Here is a 25,445-nt window from a genome sequence, read left to right on the forward strand (position 1 = left end):
TCATTTTCCGGGGACGACATGGCGATCAGGAAGCTGTGTTCGGCGCCGGGCTGCGAGGCGCTGGCCCTGCCCGGCGGCTCGCGTTGCCCCGAACATCTCGCCCGTGACAGGGAACGCAAGGCCAAAGCCGCACGCTCGGCCGAAGCCACGCGCTGGCACGCGCTTTATCAGGATCCGCGCTGGAAGCGGGCGGCGGCGGCCTTTCTGGCGGCGCATCCGCTTTGCGCCGATTGCGCCGAACTGGGCGTGATCGAAGCCGCGCGCGAGGTCGATCACATCACCCGCCACAAGGGCGATGCGCAGAAGTTCTGGGACCGGGCGAACTGGCAGCCGCTGTGCAAGCGCTGCCATTCGCGCAAGACCGCGCGCGAGATCTGGCACGGCGCGGACTGAGCCTCCCCCGGGGGGTATCCGGAATTCGGCCCCCTTCCCTCCGCACCGGCGGGAGGAGGTCCGTTTTCGCGGCCGGGAAATTGGGATCAAAAACCCACTTGGAAGAAAGGAACACGAGGGCGGCATGCGCGGCGCGAAAGGCAATCTGAGGATCGTCACCCCGATGAAGGGCGAAGACGAGGCCATTCCGGCGCCGCCCGACTTCATGAGCGCGGATGCGCGCGAAGTCTGGCTGCGGCTTGCCCCGCAGCTGGTCCGGCTCAAGCGGCTCGAACCGCATTACCACGAACTCTTCGCGGGCTATTGCGAAGAAGTCGCGGTCTATATCGCGATGACGCGCGATATCGGCGAGAACGGCGTGACCTATGAGACCGGCGCGGGGCGCAACGGCAACCAGAAGCGCACCCGCCCCGAGGTGCATCTGCGCAAATCCGCGCTCGAAGGGATGATCCGGCTCGGCGCGCTTTTCGGGCTGTCGCCGATCGACGAGAAGCGGCTCGGCGCGGCGAGCCAGGGCGATCTCTTCGAGGATCTGATGCGGGCGGTGAATGCGCCATCCGCTTGATCACCCGGTCTCGCGCTATGCGACCGATGTGATGGAGGGGCGGATCGTGGCGGGCGAGCTGGTGCGGCTGGCCTGCGCGCGCCATCTGCGCGATCTCGACACCGGCGCCGAACGCGGGCTTTACTTCGACTGCGCCGCCGCCGACCGGATCGTCAATTTCGCGCGGATGCTGCAACATACGGTCGGCCCGATGGCGGGCAAGCCGCTGGAGCTGCAGCCCTGGCAGGTGTTCCGCCATGGCTCGGTCTTTGGCTGGAAGCGCGAGGGCACGGGGCTGCGCCGGTTCCGCTCGACCTATCACCAGGTCGGCAAGAAGAACGGCAAGACCACCGATACCGCGGTGCCGATGCTGTTCACCCAGCTCTTGGACGGCGAGGCGGCGCCGCAGGGCTTTTGCGCGGCGACGACGCGCGATCAGGCGGGGCTGCTGTTCAAGGAGGTGGGGCGGATCATCAGGCGCTCGCCGATCCTGCGCGAGTTTATGGCGCCGATGCGCCACGAGATCGTCACGCCGCGGGTGGACGGGGTGATCAAATGCCTGTCGCGCGATGGCGATTCCAGCGACGGGATCAACCCGAGCTTTCTGGCGCGCGACGAGATGCACCGCTGGACCGACCGCGAACTGGCCGAGACCATCGTCGAGTCGATGATCGCGCGGGCGCAGCCGATCGACTGGGTGATCACCACCGCGGGCCATGACCGCCATTCGCTCTGCGGCGAGCTGCGCAACTATGCCGAGGGCGTGCTGCGCGGCGCGATCACGGACGACGCCTTTTTCGGCTTCGTCGCCGAGCCGCCCGCCGATTGCGACCCGCTCGATCCGGCCTTCTGGCCGATGGGCAATCCGAACCTCGGCGTGTCGAAGCCGATCGAGAAGATGCACGAGGCGGCCTCGAAAGCGGCGGCGATCGCCGCCTCGATGCCGAACTTCAAGCGCTTCCACTGCAACCTCTGGACCGAGGGCGAACAGATGTGGATCGCGCGCGAGAGCTGGGATCAGGGCGCGGCCGATGCGCCTTTCGATCCCCGCATGCTTTACGGCCGCGATGCCTGGGTGGGGGTGGACCTGTCGAACAAGATCGACACCACGGCGATTGTCGTCGCGGTGCCGCTCGACGGGCTGATCTACCTGATCGCCTATACCTTCCTGCCCGCCGGGCCGAAGGGCTTCATCGTGCGGGCGCAAAAAGAGAAACGGGAATATGTCGCCTGGCGCGACCAGGGCTGGCTGGAGGTGCATACCGGCGGCTCGATCGACGAGGCGCAGATCGAGGCGCGGATCGGCTGGATCGCCAAAAAATTCGCGGTGCAGGAGATCGCCTATGATCCCTGGGGCATGAAGTACATGGCCGACCGGCTGGCAAAGCAACGCCTGCCGATGGTCGAGCACCGGCAGGGCTTTGCCAGCATGTCAAACCCGATGAAGCGGGTCGAGGAACTGGTGGCGCAAAACCGGATCCGCCACGGCGGCAATCCGGTGCTCGCCTGGCAGGTGGGCAACGTGCATCGCGACGAGGACGCGGCCGAGAACATCAAGCCGAACAAGAAACGCTCGACCGGGCGGATCGATGCCGCGGTGGCGATGATCATGGCGGTGGGACGCGCCGCCGCGGGCGAGCGCAGGCGCAAGCAAGCAAGAGGGGTGGAGACATTATGAACCTGCGCGGTCTTCTGGGCCTTGGTGCCCGTGCCACGTCGCCTGCCATGCCGCCTGCCGCGGCGCGGATCGAACCGGCGCTGACCGGACTGGCGACGGAACGGGCGACGGCGGGCGCGGCCGCCCTGCCCGTCTCGCAGGATGCGGGCTGGCGCGAGTTCGGGATCACGGGGGCAAGCCGGGTGCGCAGCCTGCCGCGGGTGACGCCCGATCTGGCGCAAAAGCATGCGACCGTGGTGGCCGCCTGCACGGTGATCGCGGGCGATCTGGCAAAGCTGCCGCTGGGCGTGTTTCAGCGCAACGGCAGCGGGCGCGAGGTCCGGCTGCGCGACCATCCGCTTGATCACCTGCTCAATGCCGAGGCCGCGCCCGGCGTGCCCGCTCATGTGATGCGCTTTGCCATCGGCTATGCTTTCACCCTGCGCGGCCGCGGCTTTGCCTTTGCGCCGCGCGACGGCGCGGGCGAGGTGACGCTGATCGAGGCGATCCGGCCCGATCACTGCACCGTGCTGCGCAGCGGGCGCGAACGCTATTACGAGTTTGAGGACGGCGCGCAGGTACACCGCCGCGTTTCGGGGCGGGTGATGGCGCATCTGCGCTACATGGCCGAGGACGGCTGGACCGGGCGCAGCCCGATCGAGGTGGCGGCCGAGACGCTGGGCATTGCGCTCGCACGTCAGGAGGCGGCGGCGCGGCTGGCGGGCGGCAAGGGCTTCAAGGCGGTGGCGAAGCTTGAGGATTTCGGCGCCGATGACGAGACCTGGCAGCGCGCGCGGGCGCGGCTCAAGGCGGCGATGGCCGAGGATGCCGACGAGGGCATGCTGATCATCGGACAAAGCGACGACATCAAGTCGCTTGGCCTCTCGGCAGCGGATCTGGAGCTGCTGGCCTCGCAGAAGTTCGACCGCGAACAGATCGCGGCGCTTTACCGGGTGCCGCCCGCCAAGCTGCAGATGCTCGAATACGGGGTGAAGGCGAACGGCGAGCAGCAGGCGCTGGATTACAAGGCCGAATGCCTGACGCATTGGGGCAAGTTCCTTGAATCGGGTCTGGGCCAGGGGCTGCTCAGCGAAGCCGAGCGCCGCGCCGGGCTGTTCCTGCGCCACCAGTATGACGCGCTGCTGATGGCGACGACGAAGGAACGCTACGAGGCGATCACCAAGGCGGTGGGCGGGCCGATCCTGACGCCCAACGAAGGGCGCGCGATCGAGGGCAAGGACCCGATCGCGGGCGGCGACGTGCTTTATCCGCCGCCGAACATGACCCGCAAGGACGGCGGCGCAACCGGGAAGGAAGGCTGAGAGATGGGCAGAACGGTGCGGGAGGTGCTGGCCGCGGGCGGCGGGCTGATGGCGCTGGACACGGCGCGGGCCGCCGAGCTTCTGGCGACGGCCTGGCCCGCGGCGGCGGCAACAGGGCCGCAGGTCCTGGCGGGCGATCTGACGCGCTACACGCGCGAGCGCGGCCTTGCGGTGATGCCGGTGCGCGGCCTGCTGACGCCGAATTCGGAGCTTCTGGAACGCTATCTGGGCTGGGCGACCTATCGCGGCATCACCGAGGCCTGCGCGGAGCTCGCCGCCGATGAGGCGGTGTCGGCCGTGGTGGTCGAGTTCGACACGCCCGGCGGCTATACGCTTGGCATCGGGGATGCGGTGACGGCGCTGCGCGATCTGGCGGCCGTGAAGCCCGTCCATGCGCTCGCCGCGCCGCTCGCCGCCTCGGCGGGCTATTGGCTGGCCAGCCAGGCGCGCGAGCTGGTGATGACGCCCGGCGCGGCGGTGGGCTCGATCGGGGTGGCGGTGACGGCGGCGGCTAATGTCGCGCCGGGGGCCGCCTCGGGGGTGCAGCTCTTCGATTTCACCTCGCGCCATGCCCGGGCAAAATGGCCCGATCCGGCAACCGAGGACGGCAAGGCCGAGATCCGCCGCGGCCTTGATCAGACCGAGGCACGGTTTCACGCGGCGGTGGCGGAAGGGCGCGGCATCGCGCCCGAGGATCTCGCCGCGCGGCTTTCGGTCAGCGACGATCCGGCCGATGGCGGCGCGGTCTTTGACCCCGCCGAGGCGCTGGCGCGCGGGCTCGCCGACCGGATCGAGACCCGCGCCGCCTTTTATGCCCGGATGCGGGCCGCCCATGCCCCCGCCCCCCGCAAGGGTCTGGCGCGGGGGGCGCGGGCGCTGGCCGCGGCGGCCCGGGCGCAAGCCCGTCTTTAAGACATCCCGGGCGCAAGCCCGTCTCTGAGACATCCCGGCCCCGGCCGGTGTGACCCCGCGCGCGGTGGCGGCGGGGAATGTGGCTGCGCGCCCGGCGCCGCGGCCTTGGATCCCGGAAAGGAAGAACGATGACGATCGATGATCTGCGCCGCGCGCGAAAGGCGGCGGCGGACGGAATGGCCGAAAAGGCCGAAGCGCTGGCCGCGCTGGAAGCGGCCGAGACGCCCGATGCGGCGGCGATCAGCGCGGCGGAAACCGCCTTTTTGGCGGCGCAGGGCGCGTTCGAGGCCGCCGACAAACAGGTGAAGCGCGCCGAGGCGGTGGAAGCCGCCCAGGCCGCCGCCGCGGGGCCGGGCGACACCGATCCGGGCGCGAACCTTGGGGTGGGCGCGGCGGCGGTGCCGAAAGACCCCGCGCACAAGGGCATCGAGGTCGGGCTGATCGTCGGCGCGCTCGCTGCGCACAAGGGCGATCTGGGCCGCGCCGTCGCCCAGCTGGACCGGGCGGGCTTTGGCCAGGTCGCGGCCGCGCTCAACGCGACCGAAGTGACCGCGGGCGGCGTGACGGTGCCGCGCCCGCTGGCCGCGGATCTGATCGAGATGCTGCGCCCGCGGGTGGTGATGCGCCGCGCCGGGGCGCGGGTGGTGCCGATGCCCGCGGGGCAGCTGCGCAAGGCGCGTCAGGCGGGCAGCGCGAGTGCGGGCTATGGCGGCGAGACCGTGGCGCCGCGCGCCAGCGCCCCGAGCTTCGATGCCGTCGACCAGAGCTTCAAGAAGCTGCGCGCGCTGGTGCCGATCTCGAACTCGCTGCTCTCCTATTCCTCGCTGCAGATGGGCGCGCTGGTGCGCGATGATCTGCTCAAGGTGATGGGCGCGCGCGAGGATCTGGCCTTCCTGCGCGGCGACGGCACGAACGAGGCGCCCAAGGGCGCGCGCAACTGGATCCCGGCGGGGCATTGGCTGGGCGCGGTGGCGGGCACCGACGCGCTGGCGATCGACAAGGCGCTGCGCAAGCTCGTCTCGCTGGTCGAGGATGCCAATATCCTGATGGTCACGCCGGGCTGGATCATGCGCCCGGGGGCGAAGAACTTCCTTGCCGCGCTGAAGGACATGCATGGCAATGCGCTCTATCCCTCGATCGACGCGCGCGGCGAGCTGATGGGATTTCCGATCCACACCACCACCCAGCTGCCCAACAACCTCGGCGCCGGGGCGAATGAGACCGAGGTGATGTTTGCCGATTTCTCCTATCTGGTGATCGGCGAAAGCGGCCTGTTGCGGATCGCGCAATCGACCGAGGCCGCCTATCTCGACGCCAATGGCGAGATGCAATCGGCCTTTGCCAATGACCAGACGCTGATGCGCGCCATCGCCGAGCATGACTTTGCCCCCGAACATGATGTGGCGATCGCCGGGCTGCAGGGCATCGGCTGGGCGCTGTGATCCCCCCGGGCCGCGCCCGGTCGCGGCCCGCCTTCTGACCGGAAAGGAATGACACATGGCCAGGCTGGTCACGGTAAGATTTCTGCGGGGCTCCGCGCCCTACAACACCGGCGAGATTGCCGGGTTCGAGGCCCCCGTCGCGCGCGCGCTGATCGCCAGCGGCGCGGCCGAGGCGGTGAAAGCCGCGCCGCTGGCGCCCGACCCGGCCGCCGGGCGGGAAGCCCCCCAGCGCGTGGTGCTGACCTTCCTCGCCGCCGCGCCGCCCTATCATGCGGGCGATGTGGCGGGCTTCGATCCGCTTGAGGCCGCGGCGCTGGTGGCCCGGGGCAAGGCGGTGCCGCTCGCCGCAGGGACGGCGGCCGGGGATGATCCGGCCGAAGAAGAGGCCTGCGACGCGGAAGAGCCCGCCGCCGATCCCGGCGCGGAAGGCCCCGATGACGGGATCGACGACGACGCGGCCGAGCCGGAGTTCGTGCTCGTCGATCATGACGACGGCGCAGGCGAAGACCTTGACGATGACGCCGAAGACGGCGCCCCGCCGGTGCAGGGGCGCGCGGGCTGATGCGCGTTCTGGGAGCGGTCCCGGCCGCGGTCAGCGTGGCGGAGTTCAAGCGCGCCACCCATATGGACGAGGGGAGCGAGGACGATGCCGCCCTCGCCGCCTGTCTGGCGGCGGCGCAAAGCCTGGTCGAACAGGCCACGAACCGCCCACTCGGCCCGCGCGAGGTGGAGATCACGCTGGAGGCCGTGCCCGGCCTGCGGCGCTGGTGGTTTCCCTGCGCGCCGGTGCTGTCGGTGGCGCAAGTCGTGGTCGAGACCGAAACGGGCGCGCAGGCGCTTGACCCGGGGCGCTGGCGGCTGCGCCTCGCCCATGACGAGCCGCGGCTCGACTTTGCCGCGGGCGCGCTGCCGTCCATCGCCGCCCCCTGCCCCGTCACCGTCACCGCCACGGTCGGCGCCGATCCCGGAAATCCCGCGCTCCTGCCGCTGCGCCAGGCGATCGTGCTGATCGCGCGGGAATGGCACGAGGCCGGGATCACCATCGCGGGCGAGGCGGCAAGCCCCGGCGCGCTGTCCTTCGGCGCGCGCGCGATGCTCCGGCACGCCCGCTATCTGCGCCCGCGCGTGTTTTCGGGGGGCTGAGAATGGGCGAGCGCCTTGACACAAGGGCAACGATCCTGCGGCCGCGGCTCGGCGATGACGGGCTGAGCCGAACCTTCACCGGCTGGGAAGAGCTGGCGACCCTCTGGGCTAGCCTGCGCGAGAGCCTGGGCGAGGAAGCCGCCGCGGCCGGGCAGATCGGGACGCGGCGCGGTGCAAGGTTGCGCCTGCGCGCCTCTCGCCTCGCCCGCCAGATCACCGCCGCGGACCGGGTGCGGGCGCGCGGCCAGCTTTGGGAGATCCGCGGGATCTGCGCCCCGGGCGCCGGGCTGATCGAGCTTTCCCTTGCGGCGGTCCCAAACCGAAAGGAGGCAGTATGACCGGCACGGTGAAGCTGGAAGGGTTCCGCGAGCTCGAACAGGCGCTGGCGCAGATCGAAAAGACCGCCACGGCGAAAGCGGTGATGCGCCGCGCGCTGAAGACCGCCGCCCGGCCGGTGGTGGATCTGGCCGCGGCGCTCGCCCCCGAGGGGCCGACCGGCAAACTGAAGCGCTCGATCAGCATCAGCACCAAGCTGAGCAAGCGCCAGCAGCGGGCAAACCGCAAGCTGCAGGCCGAGGGAAAGGCCGCGGTCGAGATGTTCCTCGGCCCCGATTACAAACTGGCGGGCAATCACGCCCATCTGGTGGAATTCGGCACCAAGCCGCACCGCAACCGCGGTCAGTTCGCCGGAACGCAGCACCCCGGCACCGCACCCCGCCCCTTCCTGCGCCCCGCCTGGGAGGCCGAGGGCAGACCCACCCTCGATCGGCTGGGCAAGACGCTCTGGGTCGAGATCGAAAAGGCGGCCAGGCGGGCGGCCGCAAAGGAGAAAGGCTGATGGAACAGGAAAAGGCGCATCCCGATGATGTGGTGAAGCTGCTGGCCGATCTCGCCGCGCAGCATGGCTACCGGCTGGTCGGGGTCGAACTGGTGGCGCGCAAGCCGCTCGGCGCCGCGCTGCCGCGTCACAGCTACAGGATCTTCTGATCCATGGAAGAGAGCTTTGAAGACAGCTTTCGCGCCGCCCTCTTGGCCTCGGACGCGGTCACGGCGCTGGCTGGCGACCGGATCGATTTCGGCGCCAACCCGCTGGACACGGCCTGCCCGCGCCTCGTGCTCTGGACGATCTCCGACACCGGCGGGCTGCTCCTGTCCGGCCCCGATGGCGTCTCCCGCGGCCGGGTCCAGGTCGATTGCTACGGCGAGAGCTATGGCGCAGCCAAGCGCCTTTCCCGCGCCGTGCGCGCCGCCCTCGATGGCTACAGCGGCGGCGGGTTTCAGGGGGTCTTTCACGCGGGCACGCGCGATTCACACGACAGCGAGGCCCCGTTCCGGGTCTCGCTCGATTTCATCACGGTTTACACCAGCTGAGGAGGGCCGCATGGCCAGCAAACAGATCATCGCTTACGGGGCAACCGTCGAGCGCTCCACCGATGGCGTCGCCTGGGCGGCGATCCCCGAATGCAAGGGCATCGCCATCCCCGCGCCGAGCACCGATTACATCGATGCCACCTCGCTCGACAGCCCGAACGGCTTCAAGGAATACGTCCGCGGCATGCGCGACGCGGGCGAGATCTCGCTGCCCTGCGGCTACACCGCCGCGGGCTACGAACAGCAGATCGCCGATTCCGCCCGCGATGAGCCGGTCTTTTACCGCACCACCCTCAAGCCCGCCCCCGGCCAGAAGACCGGCGATGTCTTCCAGTTCCGCGGCTTCCCGACCCCGCAGGTCGAGGGCAACGACGTGACCGGCCTGATCGCCATGACGATCAGCATCCGCACCACCGGCGACGTGATCTGGACCAAGGGGACGAAGGCATGACCGGCATGAACAGCTTGCGCGGCGCGGTGCCCTTCGCCGGGGACCGGTATTTCCGGCTCTCCACCAACGCCCTTGTCCGCTATCAGGACGCCGCGGGCGAGACCCTGCTCGAGGCGATGGCCGCGCTGGAACAGAGCCCCGGCGACACCCGGCGCATCCGCCGCATGGTCTGGGCGGCGCTCTCGCATGAGGGCCTCACCGAAGAGGCGGCGGGCGATCTGATGGATGAGATCGGCCAGACCGAAGCGGCGCGGCTGCTGGGCGAGGCGATCCGCGCCGCCTTCCCGCAGGCGGGCGCTCCGGGGGCGGATGCCGGAGAGACCGGGGGAAACGGGGCGGGCCGGAAGAAACGGACCCCCTGAGCGCGCTGCTGCGCGCCTGGCTTGAGGCGGGGCAGGATTATCCGGGCTTCTGGGATCTGACCCCGCGCGAGGCGGTGATGATCCTGCGCGGCGCCGCCACGCGGCAGCGCGCCGGGATTGAGGCCGCCCGCGCCCTCAATCACCAGTTGGCCGGGCTCGTGGCCTTCGCCTTCCACGATCCGCAAAACCTGCCGGAGTTCCGGCCGGACGATGCCGCCGCCGCGCCCCCGCAGGGCGCGCGCGAGCTGGATCATGAACGGGTCCGGGGTGCGCTGATCGCCATGGCGCTGCGCCCCCGGCCCTGATCCCAAACCCGGCCGCCTTCGGGCGGCCCTGTCTTTTCGGGGAATGCCCATGTCTGCCTCCGCAGTGATCGGCGCGCTGCGCGTCAATCTCGGCCTCGACAGCGCCAGCTTCCAAAAGGGCGTTGCCAGATCAACGGCCTCGCTTGGCACGCTCAAGGGCGCGGCCACGGCCGCCTCGGCCGCGATCTCCGCCATCGGCGCGGCGATCGGCGGCCCGGCCCTGGCCGCGATCGTCACCTCGGCCGCGCGCTCCGCGCAGGAGATCACCCGCCTGTCGCAGGTTGCGGGCGCCTCGGCGCAGGAGCTGCAGCAATGGTCCTTCGGGGCGCGGACGGTCGGCATCGAACAGGAAAAGCTCGCCGATATCCTCAAGGACGTGAATGACAAGGTGGGGGATTATCTCTCCACCGGCGGCGGCGAGATGGCGGATTTCTTCGAAAAGATCGCGCCCCGCGTCGGCGTGACCGCACAGGCCTTCCGCGATCTCTCGGGGCCGCAGGCCTTGCAGCTTTATGTGTCGAGCCTCGAAAAGGCCGGCCTCTCGCAGGCGGAAATGACCTTTTACATGGAGGCCATCGCCGACGATTCCACGCTGCTGCTGCCGCTTTTGCGCGCCAATGGCGCGGAAATGGCACGCCTCGGCGAGAGCGCCTCCAGCTTTGGCGCCGTGCTCGGGACAGATGCGGTCAAAGCGCTGCGCGCGGCGCAGCGGGCGCTTGACGACATTTCGGTCGTCCTGGAAGCCACGCGCAACCGCATTGCCGCCGATCTCGCCCCGGCGGTCGAGGCGATGGCGCGCGCCTTCGTCAATTCCATGCGCGAGGGCGGGTTTCTGCGCGGCGTGATCGACGGGCTGATGGCGGCGCTGCCGCATCTGACCGCCTATGCCGCCGCCTTCACCGCCGGGCTGATCGCCTGGCAGGCCGCCGCGCTCGCCGCGCGTCTGGCCACGATGGCGCTGTCGGTCTCCATGGCCGGGCTGCGCACCGCGATCGCCGCCACCGGCGTCGGCGTTCTGGTCGTCGCCATGGGCGAGCTCGGCCTCGCCATCCTCGATGCGGTGCGCAAGGCCGGGGGCTTTGCCGCCGCCTGGTACAAGCTCAAGGCGAAGTTCTTCGAGGCGCTGGAAGAGATGGCCCTCGCCTTCGCCACCTTCACCTGGGACATCGCCGAGGGGTTCAACGATCTCTTCGGCACCAGCCTGCAAGGCGTCGGCCCGGACGCCTATAACGCGCTCAAGCAGATGCGCTACGAGGCGCTTGACGCCGCCTCGGCCGCGCAGGAGGTGGCCACGGCCGCCACCGGGGCCGAGACCGCGCTGACAGGTCTCGGGGGGGCCGGGTCCGGCGCCGGAAAGAAGGTCAAGAAAGGCCTGACCGAGGCGCAAAAGGCGGCGCAGGAGTTCGCCGATACGCTGCGGGACGGCTTGCGCTCTTCGGTCGAAGGCGCGGTGGACTGGATGCTCGACGGGTTTCAGGGCGGCTTCAAGGGTCTGGTCAACCTCGCCCGGGACGCGCTCAAGCAGGTCGTGGGGCTGTTTCTCAAAAACCGGATCACGCTCTCGCTCGGCCTTGGCGTCAGCGGCGGCGCCGCAACGGGGGCGGCGGGGGCGGCCGTCTCCGGGGCGGCGGCGGGCGGCTTTGCGGGGTCTCTCGGCCTTCTGGGCACGGCGGGCAGCTTTCTGGGCTCGATCGGCTCGGGCGCGGCGGGGCTGGTCAACGCGCTCTTCGGCGGCGGTGGCGGCCTTGGCGCCGCGGGCACCTATCTCTCCGCGGTCACCAGCACCGCCACCACCAGCCTCGGGGCTTTCGGCGCCGCCATCGGCGCGACGCTGCCGATCCTCGCCGGGGTGGGCGTGGTCTTCTCGTTCTTCCGCAAGAAGGTCACCCAGCTTGACGCCGGGCTGCGGCTGACCGTCACCGACATGGACACGCTGGTCGAGACCTTCAGCAAGACCAGGACATCGCGGTTCTGGGGGCTCTCGAAGAAGACCCGCGAGACCTTCGCCGAAGCCGGTGCGGCGATTGCCGACCCGATCGAGGCCGCCGTGGCCGGGATCGTGCGCGGTGTCGCGGACATGGCCGACAGGCTCGGCATTGCCGGGCGCGACGCGCTCAAGGGCTTTGCCACGCAGATCAAAATCTCCACCCACGGGCTTTCCGAAAGCGAGGCGCAAGAGGCGATCAAGGCGGGGTTCACGCAGCTGTCCGACGAGCTGGCGCGGATGATCCTGGCCGCGGGCGAAGGGTTCAGCGGCAACCTCGCGGCCTTCACCTCGGCCTTCGCGCGCCGGGGCGAGAGCGCAGGCGAGACCCTGACCCGGCTTTCCTCGGCGCTGGCCATGGCCAATGCCTGGCTCGACCGGCTTGGCAAGACCGCCTACAGCACCTCGCTGGCGGGCGCCGATGCGGCCTCGAAATGGGCCCAGGCCTTCGGCGGCCTTGACGCCATGTCCGAGGCCGTCAGCGCCTATTATGCCGGGTTCTACAGCCCCTCCGAACGCCTCGCCCAGGCGCGCAAGGAGCTGTCGCAGGCGCTGGCGGGGCTCGGGATCGACGCCCTGCCCGGCTCGCGTCAGGCCTTCCGGCAGCTGATCGACACCGCCTTCGCCAAGGGCGACAAGGATCTGGCCGCAAAGCTGATCCAGCTGGCCCCGGCCATGGCCGAGATCACCGATCAGGCCCAGGCGCTGACCGCGGCGCTGAAGGATCTCGACACCCAGTCGCTTTATCGCAGCGGCGCCGAGGCGCTTTATGCCGCAACCTCGGAGGGCCAGCGCCGCCGCCTGACCGGCACCGATGCCACCGTGCAGGGGCTGCTGGCCGAGGTGGTGCGCGCGATCCGCGAAGGCGACATCAACAATGCCCGCCTCACCGCCCGGCTTCTGGCCGTGCAGGAACGCATGAGCCTGGACCCCGCAAGATGAAGATCCTCAACCCGATCGCCGTCACCGATGCGATGCTCCTCTCCTGCTCGATCCCGGAGACGGATTTCGCCCCCTGGAGCGCGCAGACGACCTATCCCCGCGGCGCCTTCGTCATCAGCCCCGCCACGCATACCGTCTATCGCGCCCTGCAAGGCGACAACACCGGCCATGATCCCGACCTCGAACAGCTCGCGCTGGCCGATCCGCTGATCGACGACCCCGATCCGGTCTTCTGGCAGGTGATCGGCGCCACCAACCGCTGGCGGCTCTTCGACGGCAAACCCTCGGTTCTGGCCACCGCCGCCGAGATCATCCGTGTCACGCTGGCCCCGGGCGTGGCGGTGGGCGGCGTCGCGGGCTTTGGCATCAGCGCCGCCGAGATCCGCGTGACGATGACCGATGCCGGGGCGGTGGTCTACCAGACCACGATCGCCATGCAGGACGAAACCATCGTCAGCGACGGGCTCAGCTACTACGTCGCGCCGATCACCGAGCTCTCCGAATTCGTCCTCACCGATCTGCCGCCCTATGCCGCGGCGCAAATCACCCTCGAGGCCAGCCGCCGCGGCGGACAGGTCAGCGTCGGGCAGTTCCTCCTCGGGCCGGTCTGGTCGCTCGGACGCCCGGTGATCGGCGGCACCGGGTTTCAGGGGGTCGATTTCTCCTATGTCAAACAGGATGACTACGGCGATCTGACCACCGTGCGCCGCGCCGCCACCCGGCTCAGCACCTTCGAGACCTGCCTGCCCAACGCCCAGCTGCTCGGCTTTGACGCCCGCATGCGCAGCCTGCGCGGCGGCACCGCCGCGGTCTGGATCGGCTCGGCCGATCCCCGCAAGGCGGCAATCAACTACGGATTCTATCGCAGCTACCGCGCGGCCTATCAAACCGACGCCTGGTCGCTGATCTCCATCGAAGTACAAGGAATCGTCTGATGGCAAAACCCGCCAAACCGATCGTGCCGCCGCCGCCGCTGCGCTCCAACCCGGAGACCTTCAGCGCGCGCATGGAAGCCTCGCTCCTGTTCTGGAAGACCTTCGCCGACTATCTCGACGCGCTCGGCGATCATGCCGAGGCCCAGGCCGATGCGGCGCTGGCCGCGGCCCTCGCGGCGGGCGCCGGGACCGGGCTTGCGCTGAAAGGCAATGGCGGCAAGGTGATGGCCGTCAATGCGGGCGCGACGGCGCTGGAGTTCCTGACAGCCTCAGGCGCCGGAAAGGCGATCCTGGCCAATGCCAGCGCCGCCGGTCTGGCGCTGGCCAGCGGCGCGGACGCAGCCGCGCAGCGCGCGACGCTCGGCCTTGGCGCGGTCACCACCCTGGCCGAGGCGGTGACGGATCTGAACGCGATCACCGTCTCGGGCTGGGCCAGATTTGCGCCCGGGGCCGCAAACGCGCCCATGGCGGATAACTCCGGCTATGTGCTGACAATCCTGTCCGGCAGTGTCGGCGTGCAGATGGTCTGGGGGCATCTGGGCAGCGCGGACAATACCTTCTCGTGGATGCGCTGGCGCGCTTCGAATGGCTGGAGGCCCTGGGTGCGGCTTTACGGCTCGGACAGCGAGATCAGGACGGGCGTGCTGAACGCCAGCGGCGATGCCCCGACCTACGCCTGTCGGGCTTGGGTCAACTTCAACGGCGTCACCGGGGCAATCCGCGCGGCGGGGAACGTCTCGTCGATCACCAAAAACGGCACCGGCGACTACACCGTGAACTTCGCGACCGCGATGCCCGATGCGAACTTCTCCGTGACGACTTCGTCTGGTGGCTCGGTGGCGTCCCCCGGGCAGTACAATTGCAACACCCTGTCTCCGACCACCAACAGCGTCCGCGTTCTTTCCTTCCTTGGGGGGGAGGGGACCGGCATCGGGGGGCCGCTGGACAACGACTACATCAATGTCGCCGTCTTCCGCTGAGGTAAAAATGGAAAAGCGCATCATTTACAAAGACCAGAACGGCAGCTCGTGCGTCATCATCCCGTTCCTCGGTTCCGGTCTGACCATCGAGCAGATCGCGGCCAAGGACGTTCCGAGCGGAGCGCCCTACGAAATCGTGGACGCCTCCGAAATCCCGGTGGACCGCGGCGCGGCACTCGCTCAAGCCCTCGCCAATCTCAAATTGGCGCGCGATGCGGCCATCGCCCGCGGCATCGAGGTCAACGGCCTGCATGTCCAGACCGACGATCTGAGCCAGAGCCGCCTCACCGCCGCGGCGCTGGCCGCCCGGCTCGACCCGGAGGCAACCGTGCGCTGGAAGCTTGCGACAGGCGCATTCGTCGAGCTGACCGCGCCGCAGATCATCGCCCTCGCGCTGGCCGTGCGCGCCCATGTGCAGGCCTGTTTCGACCGCGAAGCCGATCTGGCCGCGCAGATCCGCGCCGCCGCCGACCCGGCCGCGGTCGCCCTCACCTTCTGATGCCCTCGGGCGCCGTCACCGTCACCGCCCGCCGGGCGGCAAGCCGCGAAAGGGCAGAATCATGAGCGATGCGAGGGGTTTGGTCGAGCTCGTCGATGCCATCTGGGGCGGTGCCGTCACCACGATGGCGGCGGCGCTGGCCGGGCGGCTGATGTGGCATTCGACCGAGGTGCGGGCGCGCAGGCGCCGGTTCCTCAGCCGCGAGCTGCTCTGGGAACTGCCCGTCGCGGTCGGCATGGCGATCATCGGCGAGGCGGTGGCGGCTTATTTCGAGCTCGGGCGGACCGTCACCACCGGCGTCGTCGCCTCGCTCGCCTATCTCGGCCCGCGCGGCGCCCAGGTGGCGCTGATGAGAGTTCTGGGCAAGGACAAGGAGGTGTAAGGATGGAGATCAAGCAATTGCAGGCGGCGCTCGATGTGCCGCAGGACGGCAGCATCGGCCCCGTGACCACCGCCGCGCTGATCGCCGCCGCCAGGGCCGGGCGGGTGACGGTGGCGCCGCCGCCGGTGACGGCGCCCGACAAGGTCCCCGCCGCGGATATCCCTGCCAGCGGCCTCGCCAAACTGGACGGCGTGCATCGTGATCTGGTGGCTGTGATCGCCGCGGCCTCGGCCGCCTGCGACACGCCGTTTACGGTGATCGAGGGGCTGCGCACCGTGACGCGGCAAAAGGAGCTGGTGGCGCGTGGCGCGTCGAAGACCATGCGCAGCCGCCACCTGACCGGGCATGCGGTCGATCTGTGGCCGCTCGATCCGGTCACCGGGAAAGCGCTGCCCGCGGGCACGCCCGCCGCAGAGGCGCGGCTCTGGGCCGATCTGCGCATCATTGCCGCCGTGGTCAAGGCTGAGGCCAAGGCGCGCGGGATCGCCGTCGAATGGGGCGGCGATTGGGCCACCTTCAGGGACGGCCCGCATTTTCAGCTGACATGGGCCGCCTATCCGGCGGCGTGAAAGGAGACACCCCGATGACTGACACCCTCCTCGCCACGATAATTGCGCAGATCGTGCTGCCGATCGTCGCCACGATCACCACCGCGCTGATCGGCTGGGCGGCGGCGAAACTGCGCGCGCGCTGGGGCATCGAGATCGAGGCCGCGCAGCGCGAGGCCTTGCACCAGGCGCTGATGACCGGCGCGCAGCTCGCCCTGACCCGGCGCGGGCGACGGCAAGACGGCCGCGATCTCGACCTCCTCGCCCGGGATGCGGTCGCCTATGCCCAGACCTCGGTCCCCGACGCCATCCAGGCCCTCGCCCCGCGCGACGGCGTGCTGAAAAACCTCGCCGCCGCCAAGATCGCGGCCCTGAGCCGGTGAGATCGCCCGCCGGGAAGGTTCTGTAACGAGTGACGTTTTGGCCTCTTGGGAGGCCAGAGGGGGCGCCAACCCCCTCCGACACGGGGAAACCGCTAAGCACCCCCGTCGACCAGCCTAAGCTCATGGCCGCTCCCCCCTCGCGAGGGAGGGCCCTTGGAACATACTCAGATGATGGAGTCCATGATTCCCGTCGCGCCGGTTGCCCCTGCGGCACCCTGGCTCGGCGGCAAACGCAACCTGGCGAAACGGATCTGCACGATCCTCGACGAAACCCCCTGCCGGACCTATTGCGAGCCCTTCGTGGGCATGGGCGGGATCTTCCTGCGCCGCCGCGCCCGCCCGCGGGCCGAGGTGATCAACGATGCAGGCCGCGACATTGCGAACCTGTTCCGGATCCTGCAGCGGCACTACCCGCAGTTCCTCGAAATCCTGCGCTTCCAGCTGACGGTGCGCAGCGAGTTCGAGCGCCTGCTTGTGACCCGGCCGGACACCCTCACCGATCTCGAACGCGCGGCGCGGTTTCTCTACCTCCAGCGCACCGCCTTCGGCGGCAAGGTCAGCGGCCGCAACTTCGGCGTCAGCCGCGATCGCCCCGGCCGCTTCAACCTGCTGACGCTGGAACCGATGCTGGAGGATCTGCACGCGCGCCTCTCGGGCGTGGTGATCGAATGCCTCGACTTCGGCGCCTTCATCCAGCGCTATGATGCGCCCGAGACGCTGTTTTACCTCGACCCGCCCTATTGGGGCTGCGAGAGCGATTACGGCAAGGATCTGTTCAGCCGCGACGATTTCCAGCGCCTGGCGGATGGGCTGCGCGGCCTGAAAGGGCGGTTCCTGCTGTCGATCAACGACGTGCCCGAGATCCGCGAGATCTTCTCCTGGGCAGAGATCGAGCCGGTCCGCACCACCTATTCCATCGCCGGGAAAGGCCAAAGCATCCCCGCCGCCGAGCTGCTGATCCGCGGGAATGGGAGGTAGCGAGGGAAGGGAAAGGCGTGGGGGGGCGCCCTCCCCATGGGAACCTTCTGTCTGATGAGGGGAAAATCCCAATCGTCCGGCAGAAAGGCCCGCAGCCAAATGCACCACGCTCATATCATTGCGGAACCCCAGCAAAGGGCTCCAATGCCGCGGAGCGGCTTCGTCCAAGGGCCGGGCACGTTGGTCCGCTCGAAGCCTTCACAACGGGCGGCAAGCTGCCTTTCGATGATGACGCAAGCGCCATGGCGTTCCGTCACGGGGCAAGGCGGTCGCCCTGCGCATCACACCTCTTTCGGCCGTTCTGTCAGGAGACGGCGGGCGATCGGGGGCGGTCCGCAAGCCACTGACGCAGGGTCACCGCCGCCAAGATGGCCGCCCCGATCACGGTGGAGATGATCTCGGGTGCGATCATCAGCAGCGCCGCAATCGGCAGCGCCACCCGTTCGATCAGCAGCAGCGGGCGCAGCAGCCAGTTGGTGATGGCCGCCGACAGCGCGATGATGCCAAGCACGGCCCCGCTAAACGCCAGCGCGAACGACCCCCAGCTGAAATCTGCCGTCACCAGCAGCAAGGAGGGCGAGAACACGAACATGAACGGCACCAGCGCCTTGCCCATCGAAAGGCGGAACGCGGTGTTGCCGGCCTTGAACGCATTGGCCCCCGCGATCCCCGCGGCGGCATAGGCGGCCATCGCCACGGGCGGCGTCACATCCGCCAGCACGCCAAAGTAGAACACGAAGAAATGCGCCACGAGCGGCTCGACATTCATCATCGAGAGGACCGGGGCAGCCACGGCGACCATGATGATATAGTTTGCCGTCGTCGGGATCCCGCAGCCCATCAAGATGCACACCACCGCCGTCATGATCAGCGTGAACAGCAGCGCGAGCGTGGACATGCTGAACAGTTCGATCGGCAGGAAGGCGAGGAAAGCATGCGTGCTTTCGGCCCAACCCTGGGCCACGCTGGTCAGCATGAACGCGATCTTGAAGCCGATGCCCGTCAGTGTGACAACCCCGATGACAACCCCCACCAGCGCCGCCGCCGCCGTCACCGCAAGCGCGCCCTTGGCGCCCGAGATGAAGCTCTCGTAGATGCCCGCGGCGAACTCGCGGATGCCCGTGGCCAGCCCCGCCGCCATCACCCGCTGAATGGCATAGATCACGATACAGGCGGTGATCGCCCAGAAAGCGGCCAGAAACGGCGTGCGCCCCGACATCAGCATGTAAACCAGCAGGATCAGAGGCAGAATCGACAGCCAGCCCTCGCGCAGCACCCGCATCGCATTGGGCAATTCTTCCTTGCGCAGGCCGCGGATGCCCAGTCGCCGGGCCTCCAGATGCACCTGAACCAGCACCCCGAAAAAGTGCATGAAGGCGGGCACGATGGCCGCAATCAGGATGGTGCGCAGCGGGATGCCCAGATATTCGACCATCAGGAACGCCACCGCCCCCATCACCGGCGGGGTGATCTGACCGCCGGTGGACGCGGCCGCCTCGACCGCCGCCGCGAAATGACGCCGGAAGCCGATCTTGATCATTGCGGGAATGGTCAGCGCGCCGGTGGTCACCGTATTGGCGATGGACGAGCCCGAGATCGACCCCAGAAGCGCCGAGGACACCACCGACACTTTCGCCGGACCGCCGGAAAAGCGCCCGGTCAGCGCCGTCGCCAGGTCAATGAACAGCTGCCCCAGCCCGACGCGCTGCGCCATCGCCCCGAACAGCACGAAGTGGAACACATAGGTCGCGATGACACCCAGCGCGGTGCCGTAGACACCCTGCGACGAGAGGTAAAGGTGGTTGACGATCCCCGACCAGTCCGCTCCGGGATGCACGAATATCCCCGGCATCGACTGGCCGAAATAGGCATATCCGATGAACATCAGCGCGATGAGGGGCAAGGGCCAGCCCATCGACCGGCGCACGGCCTCAAGCAGGGTCACCAGAAGGATCGTCCCCATCACAACGTCGATCTGCAGCGGATTGCCGATGCGGAAGGCAAGCTGATCATAGATCCACGGCACATAAAGCGCGCTGACCAGGGCCCCGAGGCCGAAAAGCCAGTCCGTGACCGGCAGGCCAAGCACGGCAAAACCATGTGTCCTGTGGCGCCGCGATGACAGCGCGGCAAAGCTGAGGAAGATCAGAAGCAGCGACACCCCCATGTGGATGCCGCGATGGGTGGTGGCGCGCGGGATGCCGAAACCGGACGTATAGTAGTGATAGCAGGCCAGCGCGAAGAGGATCACCCCCGCCAGAGTGGCCACGGGCCGCGTGACGGTGCGAAAGCGCGCTTCGGGATCGAACTGTTCTTCGATCGCTGCAAGCTCCGCTGCGGTCATCGCGCGTTGGCCGTCACTCATCGGGGTATCCTCAAGGCTCGTGTCGTGAAAGGAACGCGATCGGCGGTTGCGATCGCGTTCCCGGTCGGTTCAGAACTGGCCGATCACTTGATCGCGCCGACTTCCCTATAGAACTTTTCGGCGCCCGGATGGAACGGGATACCCGCGCCCTGCACCGCATTTTCCAGCGTGATGAACTTGCCCTTGGAATGTCCATTGGCAAACAGCTTCTGGGTGGTCTCGTTGAACATCGCCTTGGTGATGCCGTAGACCAGCTCTTCGGAGAGATCGGCCGAGGTCACCAGCTGCGCGCCAACCGACAGGGTGGGCACTTCGGCGTCCTGACCCTTGTAGGTGCCCGCCGGAAGCACGTCCCCGGAGAAGAACTTGTATTCGGCGCGCAGCGCCTCGACCTCGGGGCCGGTGATCGGCACCATCACCACCTCATGCTGGCTGGACAGTTCGGCGATCGCACCGGCCGGATAGCCGCCCACGAAGAAGAACGCATCCATCGCCCCGTCGCGCATCCGGTCCGCAGCCTGATCGGGTTTCAGATATTCCGGCGTGATGTCGGCTTCGGTCAGGCCGAAGGCGCCCAGAATGATCTTGGCATCGACCAGCGTGCCCGATCCCGGCTCGTCAAGCGACACCCGCTTGCCCTTGAGATCGGCAACAGAGGTGATGCCCGACGCCTTGGTGGCGACCAGATGGATGCTTTCGGGGTAAAGGGTCGCGATCAGCCGCAGCTTTTCGACCGCAGGCTGACCTTCCCAGATGCCGGTTCCGGTCTGCGCCCAGAAGGCGACGTCGGACTGGCTGAAGCCAGCCTCAAGCGTGCCGCCGTTGATCGAATTCACGTTGCCGACCGACCCGTTCGAGGCCACCGCAGTGGCGATCAGCCCGGGCACGCCGCAAGATCCGCCATCGGCGCAGGCGCGCGATCCCGGCGGATTGGAAATCGCGTTCGCGATCAGACCGCCGATCGGATAGTAGGTGCCGGCCGTGCCTCCGGTTCCGATCCTGAAAAACTGCAGGTCTTGCGCCACAACTCCCTGCGCCATCAGGCCGACGGCAAGCGCGGCTCCCGCAAGGGATTTGAAAGAAACGAACTTCATAGGTAGATCCTCCTGGACGTCAGTGGGGTAGATGCCGCCGAGAGCAAGCAGACCATCCTGACCGTAAGGGATGATCCGCGGGAGGTCCAGCTTGACGGCCATGCAAGGCTTTTCCGGCAGGCATCACGACACGGCACCCCGCGGCAGGGTTTCGTGACACAGGACCAATCGCCATCCCTCCGATCACACATGGTGAAGGGGAATCGCATGGCCGTTCCCCTGAACGAGGCTGACAAGTGCGACCGGCAGCTCAGGGCGGAGAGCTGCCTGACGGCGGCGCGGCTTGGCGCTCGCCGCAACCTTGTCAAAGAAGCCGTTCGGGCAGAACGCAGCGATATTCCAGTAGGAACCGCCACCAGGGCAAGGAAGTCGTCTGATAGGGGGCGAGGTGTTGCGATCGCATCAACCATAAATCAACAGCCGCTCGTGCGGAATGCTGCGAAACACCCATAGACTGGAGCCACGCCTCGCTGCGCGCCAGACCGCCACACTCAGTGCCCCTGACAGCGGGGTGTTCGCCGAAGCCGATTTCTCTGGACACACGCGTTAATGCAGTGCTCCTCTATCGTAAAGCGACAAACTACTATCGGACAGAAAATGAGCGAACACAATCCGACAGTTGACCAAGTTACCAGCCATCTAAAGACGTGGGTTAATTCAAAAGGAAATCCGCATTTTGCCATTTTGATCGAAGGAAAGTGGGGTAGCGGAAAGACACACTACATCAAATCTCTCCTCGATGATCCTGAGTTCACAAGCAGGAGGAAGATCTACATTTCAATGTTTGGAGTTTCTGATGCGCAGGATTTCCAGAGGAGCCTATTATACGCATCCCTGTCGACGGGACGGCGGATTCTTCATCAAGGGGCGGGGATAGCCGGGTCTATTCTGGGGGGTTCTATAAATCTGGGGGGTGGCGGGATATTCTCCGGAAGTGTAGATGTCGAAAAGGCCTTCAGCTCCGCTGCGGCCGCAATATCAAAATCATCCGACAATATTAATGATAGTTTCATAGTGGTCGACGACTTGGAACGATGTGGCTTTGATGTTGCAAATCTTCTGGGCATAATGAATAATTATGTCGAGCACGGCGGAGCGAGAGTCGTTTTTATTGCTAATACCGATGAAATAGAGGCTGATAAATTCAAAAAATTTAGAGAAAAAATAATAGGTCAATCATTTGAATTGCCAATCCACCCTGATCTGGCAATAAGGTTTTTCATCGACGATCTTGGGGAGAGTCGGGAGACGCGGGCAATCCGCCAGCACGTTCCAACATTGATCGAACTGTACGGGAAATCTAAGATAAATAATCTCCGCGCGGTCAGGCAATGTCTATGGTTGGTGAAATCTATCGTCACCTCCATGGAGGATAGGTTTTATGAAAAACCGGAGATAATTAACGGGCTTATCAGGCAAGCCTATATATTTCTAACCGAGTTCAAGCTCGGACTTGATCGGTCCCTAGGGATTCTGACCCCGGACGATATCATACCAAAGCATGGCATGGAAGGCGAGGCTGCGAGGTTCCTCTTTGCCCTCCCACCTCAGAAGGGTGAGGATGCATCTCCGTTGTATCGACTCTTGTCAAAATATGAATTGGGCTGCGGTATCCGCACGGATATTTCACTTTCTCAATGGCGTAGCATTATCACAACAGGAGTTATTGACCGAAAATGGCTCAATTCTGACTTGGGCCAATCCGATGCTATGAAGGGGCCGGAGACTTGGCCATCGTGGAAGCGCTTGTGGCATATATATAGCTGGGACTTCTCCGGCGGATCTAGCGCCGAGTTCGACCGTGACATTGATGATCTTCTGGCTGCTTTTGACGAATGCAGATACACCGAGCCGCTCGAGTTTATGCACGCGGTTGGGGTTGCACTTAATTTGAGGAAGAATGGACTGCTTCCGAGTGATGAAAGCCTGTATTTGAAGTTTTTACAGTGTATAGACCAATCAATCGTACCCGCCTTGAACGAAGAGAGGTATAAGCACGCTCAATGGGGTTTCGATAGCGGATACGATGGCCTGGGATATTCAGAACGCGACAGCACCGAGTTCAAGGAAGTGCTCAAGCATATGCGAGATAAATCAGACGCCTGGAGAAGTGGTTGGAGAAAGGAAGTATTGTGGTCTGATCTCCTGCAGCGGATATCTGATGACTTCTATGGATTTATCGGTGACTTTTCCATTACAAGCGGTGGGGGCAGGCAGAGATATCTTAGTGATCCCGTTTTGATACATATTCCGTTTCGAGATTTTGTAGATACATGGACATCTTTGCCGCGATCGCAGGAGAGAATTCTCACGTCGCTTCTAAAGCGAAGGTATGAGTATGACGAAACTGTCCGATCTGCAGAAGAAAGCTGGTGGAACAGCGTGAAGGCCCTCCTTCTTGAAGACGCCAACAAATGTGAGGTAGCACCCCGAGCATTCCAATTGAGAGAACTTGCGCGGGGAATTGACGAAATGCTCGATCCTGAAGATGATGATCGCGCGTAGGGTCGTGGTGCAAAAGGTGTCCCCAGGCATTTCGCTGGGGCAAACATTCGTTCTCGATGCCGCGAAAGTACGCCTCATCCTAAACGTGAACATTTGCTGCAGAGAAATGCTGCGGTATGCGCGAGTGACCGCTTTGGAAATGCCGGCCGCAATTGCAGCTGGGACCCGAAGGTCCGTTGAGGGCCGAACGCGTCGATCGATTCGTCGTCGCAGAGGGCGGGAAGCGGAAGTTCGCTGCGCCGGTCATGAACGGCGTCTATCCGCATTTGCAGATGGTGGCAGACAGTCTCTGCCAGACCGACGGTTGTATCTGCTTTGGCACCCAAGCGGTTTGTCTTTTCTGAACTCGGGTCTTCGCAAACGCCCTACCCAGCCGATTACCTGCCGTCTCCATCCTCACTATTGTCAAAGTCCAAGTCCTCTATGTCTTCATCTTCGACTTCTTCGCCATAGGTGAGATTTTCGAGCGCCGAGACTTCCAGTAGTTCACGGCGCTCTTTGAAGTTCGTGACGTCCCCGTAAAGCGCCTCTAGCTCATCGAGCACAGCGATCTTTTTCCTGTCGCACCGGAGAGCTGCCAGATATTCGCCCTCGCGAGCAGGATCAAACGGCAAGGGTTTAATCAGATCGCGGATTAACTGCGCATTCGGGCCGCAGGCTTCGCGTGAGAGGAAATAGGCCAGCAGTTCGGCCTGCAGGATGTCTTCGTCCTCGAAGTCAAATTTCTTACTGAGGAAAATCTTTGAAGCCTTAGACTGGGAGCCGATCTCATAGGTGTAGATATTGAGCCGCCTGGCTTCATCGTTGATGATCTGGTGGACTGGGTTCACGATTTTCGAGACTACCTTTCCTATGAATTTACGGTGCTTGCGCTCGTTCCGCGTGATCGTCAGCCAACCACTGGTATCAATCTTGATGTCGAGGTATTTTTCCAGGAATTTTACAAGCTCGTCGCGCTCATGAGCAGGCGCGAATACCGAGTTCAAGCTATAGCGACTGTAGCGCTGGGATGTGTAGAACTGGCCCAATAGAGCAAGGAATTCGTTTTCTCTTGCAGGAAATTTCAGGCTATGTGGTTGTCTCAACCGTAGGGCCAGGTCTTGGTGTGTGTGAGTGATCAGGCTCTTTTCGAAGGATTCTTGGTCAACTGCGGTATCGTGCTCGGTCAAGATAATCGCAATCTTCAACAGACGCTCGACGCCGACTGCGACTGAGTACAAGAACTCGAAGGCATCCTCCTCGGCTGCAAAATGCTCCATCTCGTGGAAAGCCTGCAGCCCATTGAACAGAAATCGGCCGGCGATATCAAGCTCAGTTCCAAGGTTGAAGTTCTTCCAATATTCGTCAGGCCGCAATTAGATCTCCCTGTTTGTGCTGTAGACTGCAGGCCGCGCCTCTTGCGGCACCCGTAATTCCAGACCTTCGGCCGTTTTTCGGCCAATGCCACCCGGGCATGACCTTGCCCCCGGATTCCGGACTGAGTTGATATTCACCATGCAACCATCGCGGTAGTTATGTCAATCATTGGAGACGATCAAATCTGGATATTTCCAACGGCATGGGTCAGACACTGGCCATTTGCGACAAATCTCATGAACCTACGCATTGGGCCGAACATGTCGACGATGCCATAACGAACGTGAGAGGCCGGAAAGCCAGAGGCTTTCGCGCGGTTTTCCATCAATGTGAATGTTGTCGACGATCAAGGACCAGTCCGGGTTCATTCTAATACGACCTCTCTTGTTCGTGGTAAGAAACTCAGCGGCTTCATCCAAGTTTGAACAGCGGGTCATATATTTGGCCATTGTCTGGCCTTCCGGGTAACAGTGGTAGTAGCCATCTGTGCCGGGCTCAGCTGTTTGGACTATTTTGCCGCCTTCGACTTTCTAGATTCGAGTGACCATTCCGCGCCTTCCATCCCCAAAGCCAACTACTTCGCCCCAGCCGA

General features: G+C 65.7%; 27 protein-coding genes. 24 read left to right on the plus strand and 3 right to left on the minus strand.

Annotation, left to right across the window (positions count from 1 at the left end; all coding sequences use genetic code 11):
- Nucleotides 1-18 precede the first annotated feature (18 nt).
- From AC4PTB_RS12360 to AC4PTB_RS12470, 23 genes are all read left to right on the plus strand, one after another.
- A complete protein-coding gene (locus AC4PTB_RS12360) occupies nucleotides 19-393 on the plus strand; it encodes an HNH endonuclease (RefSeq protein ID WP_492190235.1) in 375 nt (124 codons plus the stop codon).
- Between the two features lie 124 nt (nucleotides 394-517).
- Complete coding sequence (locus AC4PTB_RS12365) at nucleotides 518-958, plus strand: phage terminase small subunit P27 family (protein WP_492190236.1); 441 nt, start codon at nucleotides 518-520, stop codon at nucleotides 956-958.
- Nucleotides 942-2,615, plus strand: coding sequence for a terminase large subunit (locus tag AC4PTB_RS12370; RefSeq protein WP_492190237.1), 1,674 nt, complete (start codon nucleotides 942-944; stop codon nucleotides 2,613-2,615). The genes AC4PTB_RS12365 and AC4PTB_RS12370 overlap by 17 nt, the downstream gene beginning before the upstream one ends.
- Nucleotides 2,612-3,916: a phage portal protein gene (locus tag AC4PTB_RS12375; RefSeq protein WP_492190238.1), complete on the plus strand. Its 1,305-nt coding sequence runs from the start codon at nucleotides 2,612-2,614 to the stop codon at nucleotides 3,914-3,916. The genes AC4PTB_RS12370 and AC4PTB_RS12375 overlap by 4 nt, the downstream gene beginning before the upstream one ends.
- Before the next feature lie 3 nt (nucleotides 3,917-3,919).
- The gene (locus AC4PTB_RS12380; RefSeq protein ID WP_492190239.1) at nucleotides 3,920-4,828 is read left to right on the plus strand and encodes a S49 family peptidase; all 909 of its coding nucleotides are present in this window, start codon (nucleotides 3,920-3,922) and stop codon (nucleotides 4,826-4,828) included.
- A gap of 128 nt (nucleotides 4,829-4,956) precedes the next feature.
- Nucleotides 4,957-6,270, plus strand: a complete 1,314-nt coding sequence (locus AC4PTB_RS12385) for a phage major capsid protein (protein WP_492190240.1) — start codon at nucleotides 4,957-4,959, stop codon at nucleotides 6,268-6,270.
- A 55-nt stretch (nucleotides 6,271-6,325) separates the two neighbouring features.
- On the plus strand, nucleotides 6,326-6,832 hold the full coding sequence (locus tag AC4PTB_RS12390) for a hypothetical protein (RefSeq protein ID WP_492190241.1): 507 nt from the start codon (nucleotides 6,326-6,328) through the stop codon (nucleotides 6,830-6,832).
- Complete coding sequence (locus tag AC4PTB_RS12395; RefSeq protein ID WP_492190242.1) at nucleotides 6,832-7,413, plus strand: head-tail connector protein; 582 nt, start codon at nucleotides 6,832-6,834, stop codon at nucleotides 7,411-7,413. Before AC4PTB_RS12390 ends, AC4PTB_RS12395 begins: the two co-directional genes overlap by 1 nt.
- Nucleotides 7,414-7,415: 2 nt before the next feature.
- A complete protein-coding gene (locus AC4PTB_RS12400; protein WP_492190243.1) occupies nucleotides 7,416-7,751 on the plus strand; it encodes a phage head closure protein in 336 nt (111 codons plus the stop codon).
- The gene (locus tag AC4PTB_RS12405) at nucleotides 7,748-8,251 is read left to right on the plus strand and encodes an HK97-gp10 family putative phage morphogenesis protein (RefSeq protein ID WP_492190244.1); all 504 of its coding nucleotides are present in this window, start codon (nucleotides 7,748-7,750) and stop codon (nucleotides 8,249-8,251) included. The genes AC4PTB_RS12400 and AC4PTB_RS12405 overlap by 4 nt, the downstream gene beginning before the upstream one ends.
- Nucleotides 8,251-8,400 (plus strand): hypothetical protein, encoded by a 150-nt coding sequence (locus AC4PTB_RS12410; RefSeq protein WP_013067714.1) that lies wholly within the window; start codon nucleotides 8,251-8,253, stop codon nucleotides 8,398-8,400. Before AC4PTB_RS12405 ends, AC4PTB_RS12410 begins: the two co-directional genes overlap by 1 nt.
- A gap of 3 nt (nucleotides 8,401-8,403) precedes the next feature.
- The gene (locus tag AC4PTB_RS12415) at nucleotides 8,404-8,784 is read left to right on the plus strand and encodes a DUF3168 domain-containing protein (RefSeq protein ID WP_492190245.1); all 381 of its coding nucleotides are present in this window, start codon (nucleotides 8,404-8,406) and stop codon (nucleotides 8,782-8,784) included.
- A 10-nt stretch (nucleotides 8,785-8,794) separates the two neighbouring features.
- Nucleotides 8,795-9,235, plus strand: coding sequence for a phage tail protein (locus tag AC4PTB_RS12420; protein ID WP_492190246.1), 441 nt, complete (start codon nucleotides 8,795-8,797; stop codon nucleotides 9,233-9,235).
- A 5-nt stretch (nucleotides 9,236-9,240) separates the two neighbouring features.
- Entirely contained in the window at nucleotides 9,241-9,597 is a 357-nt protein-coding gene (locus tag AC4PTB_RS12425) for a hypothetical protein (RefSeq protein WP_492192600.1), read from the plus strand.
- A 77-nt stretch (nucleotides 9,598-9,674) separates the two neighbouring features.
- Nucleotides 9,675-9,902 carry a hypothetical protein gene (locus tag AC4PTB_RS12430; protein WP_492190247.1) on the plus strand — a complete coding sequence of 76 codons (228 nt, stop codon included), beginning with the start codon at nucleotides 9,675-9,677 and terminating at the stop codon, nucleotides 9,900-9,902.
- Between the two features lie 49 nt (nucleotides 9,903-9,951).
- A complete protein-coding gene (locus AC4PTB_RS12435) occupies nucleotides 9,952-12,828 on the plus strand; it encodes a hypothetical protein (protein WP_492190248.1) in 2,877 nt (958 codons plus the stop codon).
- Nucleotides 12,825-13,763 (plus strand): hypothetical protein, encoded by a 939-nt coding sequence (locus tag AC4PTB_RS12440; protein ID WP_492190249.1) that lies wholly within the window; start codon nucleotides 12,825-12,827, stop codon nucleotides 13,761-13,763. Before AC4PTB_RS12435 ends, AC4PTB_RS12440 begins: the two co-directional genes overlap by 4 nt.
- The gene (locus AC4PTB_RS12445) at nucleotides 13,763-14,743 is read left to right on the plus strand and encodes a pyocin knob domain-containing protein (protein ID WP_492190250.1); all 981 of its coding nucleotides are present in this window, start codon (nucleotides 13,763-13,765) and stop codon (nucleotides 14,741-14,743) included. The genes AC4PTB_RS12440 and AC4PTB_RS12445 overlap by 1 nt, the downstream gene beginning before the upstream one ends.
- 7 nt (nucleotides 14,744-14,750) lie before the next feature.
- Entirely contained in the window at nucleotides 14,751-15,242 is a 492-nt protein-coding gene (locus AC4PTB_RS12450) for a DUF4376 domain-containing protein (protein WP_492190251.1), read from the plus strand.
- 61 nt (nucleotides 15,243-15,303) lie between these two features.
- The gene (locus AC4PTB_RS12455; RefSeq protein WP_492190252.1) at nucleotides 15,304-15,624 is read left to right on the plus strand and encodes a phage holin family protein; all 321 of its coding nucleotides are present in this window, start codon (nucleotides 15,304-15,306) and stop codon (nucleotides 15,622-15,624) included.
- 2 nt (nucleotides 15,625-15,626) lie between these two features.
- A complete protein-coding gene (locus AC4PTB_RS12460; RefSeq protein ID WP_492190253.1) occupies nucleotides 15,627-16,193 on the plus strand; it encodes a M15 family metallopeptidase in 567 nt (188 codons plus the stop codon).
- Nucleotides 16,194-16,207: 14 nt separating this feature from the next.
- Nucleotides 16,208-16,555: a hypothetical protein gene (locus AC4PTB_RS12465; protein ID WP_492189681.1), complete on the plus strand. Its 348-nt coding sequence runs from the start codon at nucleotides 16,208-16,210 to the stop codon at nucleotides 16,553-16,555.
- A 180-nt stretch (nucleotides 16,556-16,735) separates the two neighbouring features.
- Complete coding sequence (locus tag AC4PTB_RS12470; protein ID WP_492192617.1) at nucleotides 16,736-17,533, plus strand: DNA adenine methylase; 798 nt, start codon at nucleotides 16,736-16,738, stop codon at nucleotides 17,531-17,533.
- Nucleotides 17,534-17,837: 304 nt separating this feature from the next.
- Here the strand turns inward: AC4PTB_RS12470 and AC4PTB_RS12475 are convergent, their stop codons facing one another.
- Nucleotides 17,838-19,898, minus strand: a complete 2,061-nt coding sequence (locus AC4PTB_RS12475; RefSeq protein ID WP_492190254.1) for a TRAP transporter permease — start codon at nucleotides 19,896-19,898, stop codon at nucleotides 17,838-17,840.
- Between the two features lie 83 nt (nucleotides 19,899-19,981).
- Nucleotides 19,982-20,992, minus strand: a complete 1,011-nt coding sequence (locus tag AC4PTB_RS12480) for a TAXI family TRAP transporter solute-binding subunit (protein WP_492190255.1) — start codon at nucleotides 20,990-20,992, stop codon at nucleotides 19,982-19,984.
- A gap of 597 nt (nucleotides 20,993-21,589) precedes the next feature.
- On the opposite strand from AC4PTB_RS12480, the gene AC4PTB_RS12485 reads away from it, so the two are divergent.
- Entirely contained in the window at nucleotides 21,590-23,497 is a 1,908-nt protein-coding gene (locus tag AC4PTB_RS12485) for a P-loop NTPase fold protein (protein ID WP_492190256.1), read from the plus strand.
- A 377-nt stretch (nucleotides 23,498-23,874) separates the two neighbouring features.
- On the opposite strand, the gene AC4PTB_RS12490 is transcribed toward AC4PTB_RS12485, so the two are convergent.
- Nucleotides 23,875-24,852 (minus strand): hypothetical protein, encoded by a 978-nt coding sequence (locus tag AC4PTB_RS12490; RefSeq protein WP_492190257.1) that lies wholly within the window; start codon nucleotides 24,850-24,852, stop codon nucleotides 23,875-23,877.
- Nucleotides 24,853-25,445: the final 593 nt, after the last annotated feature.

The organism is Rhodobacter sp. 4.3.4 (assembly GCF_058724655.1).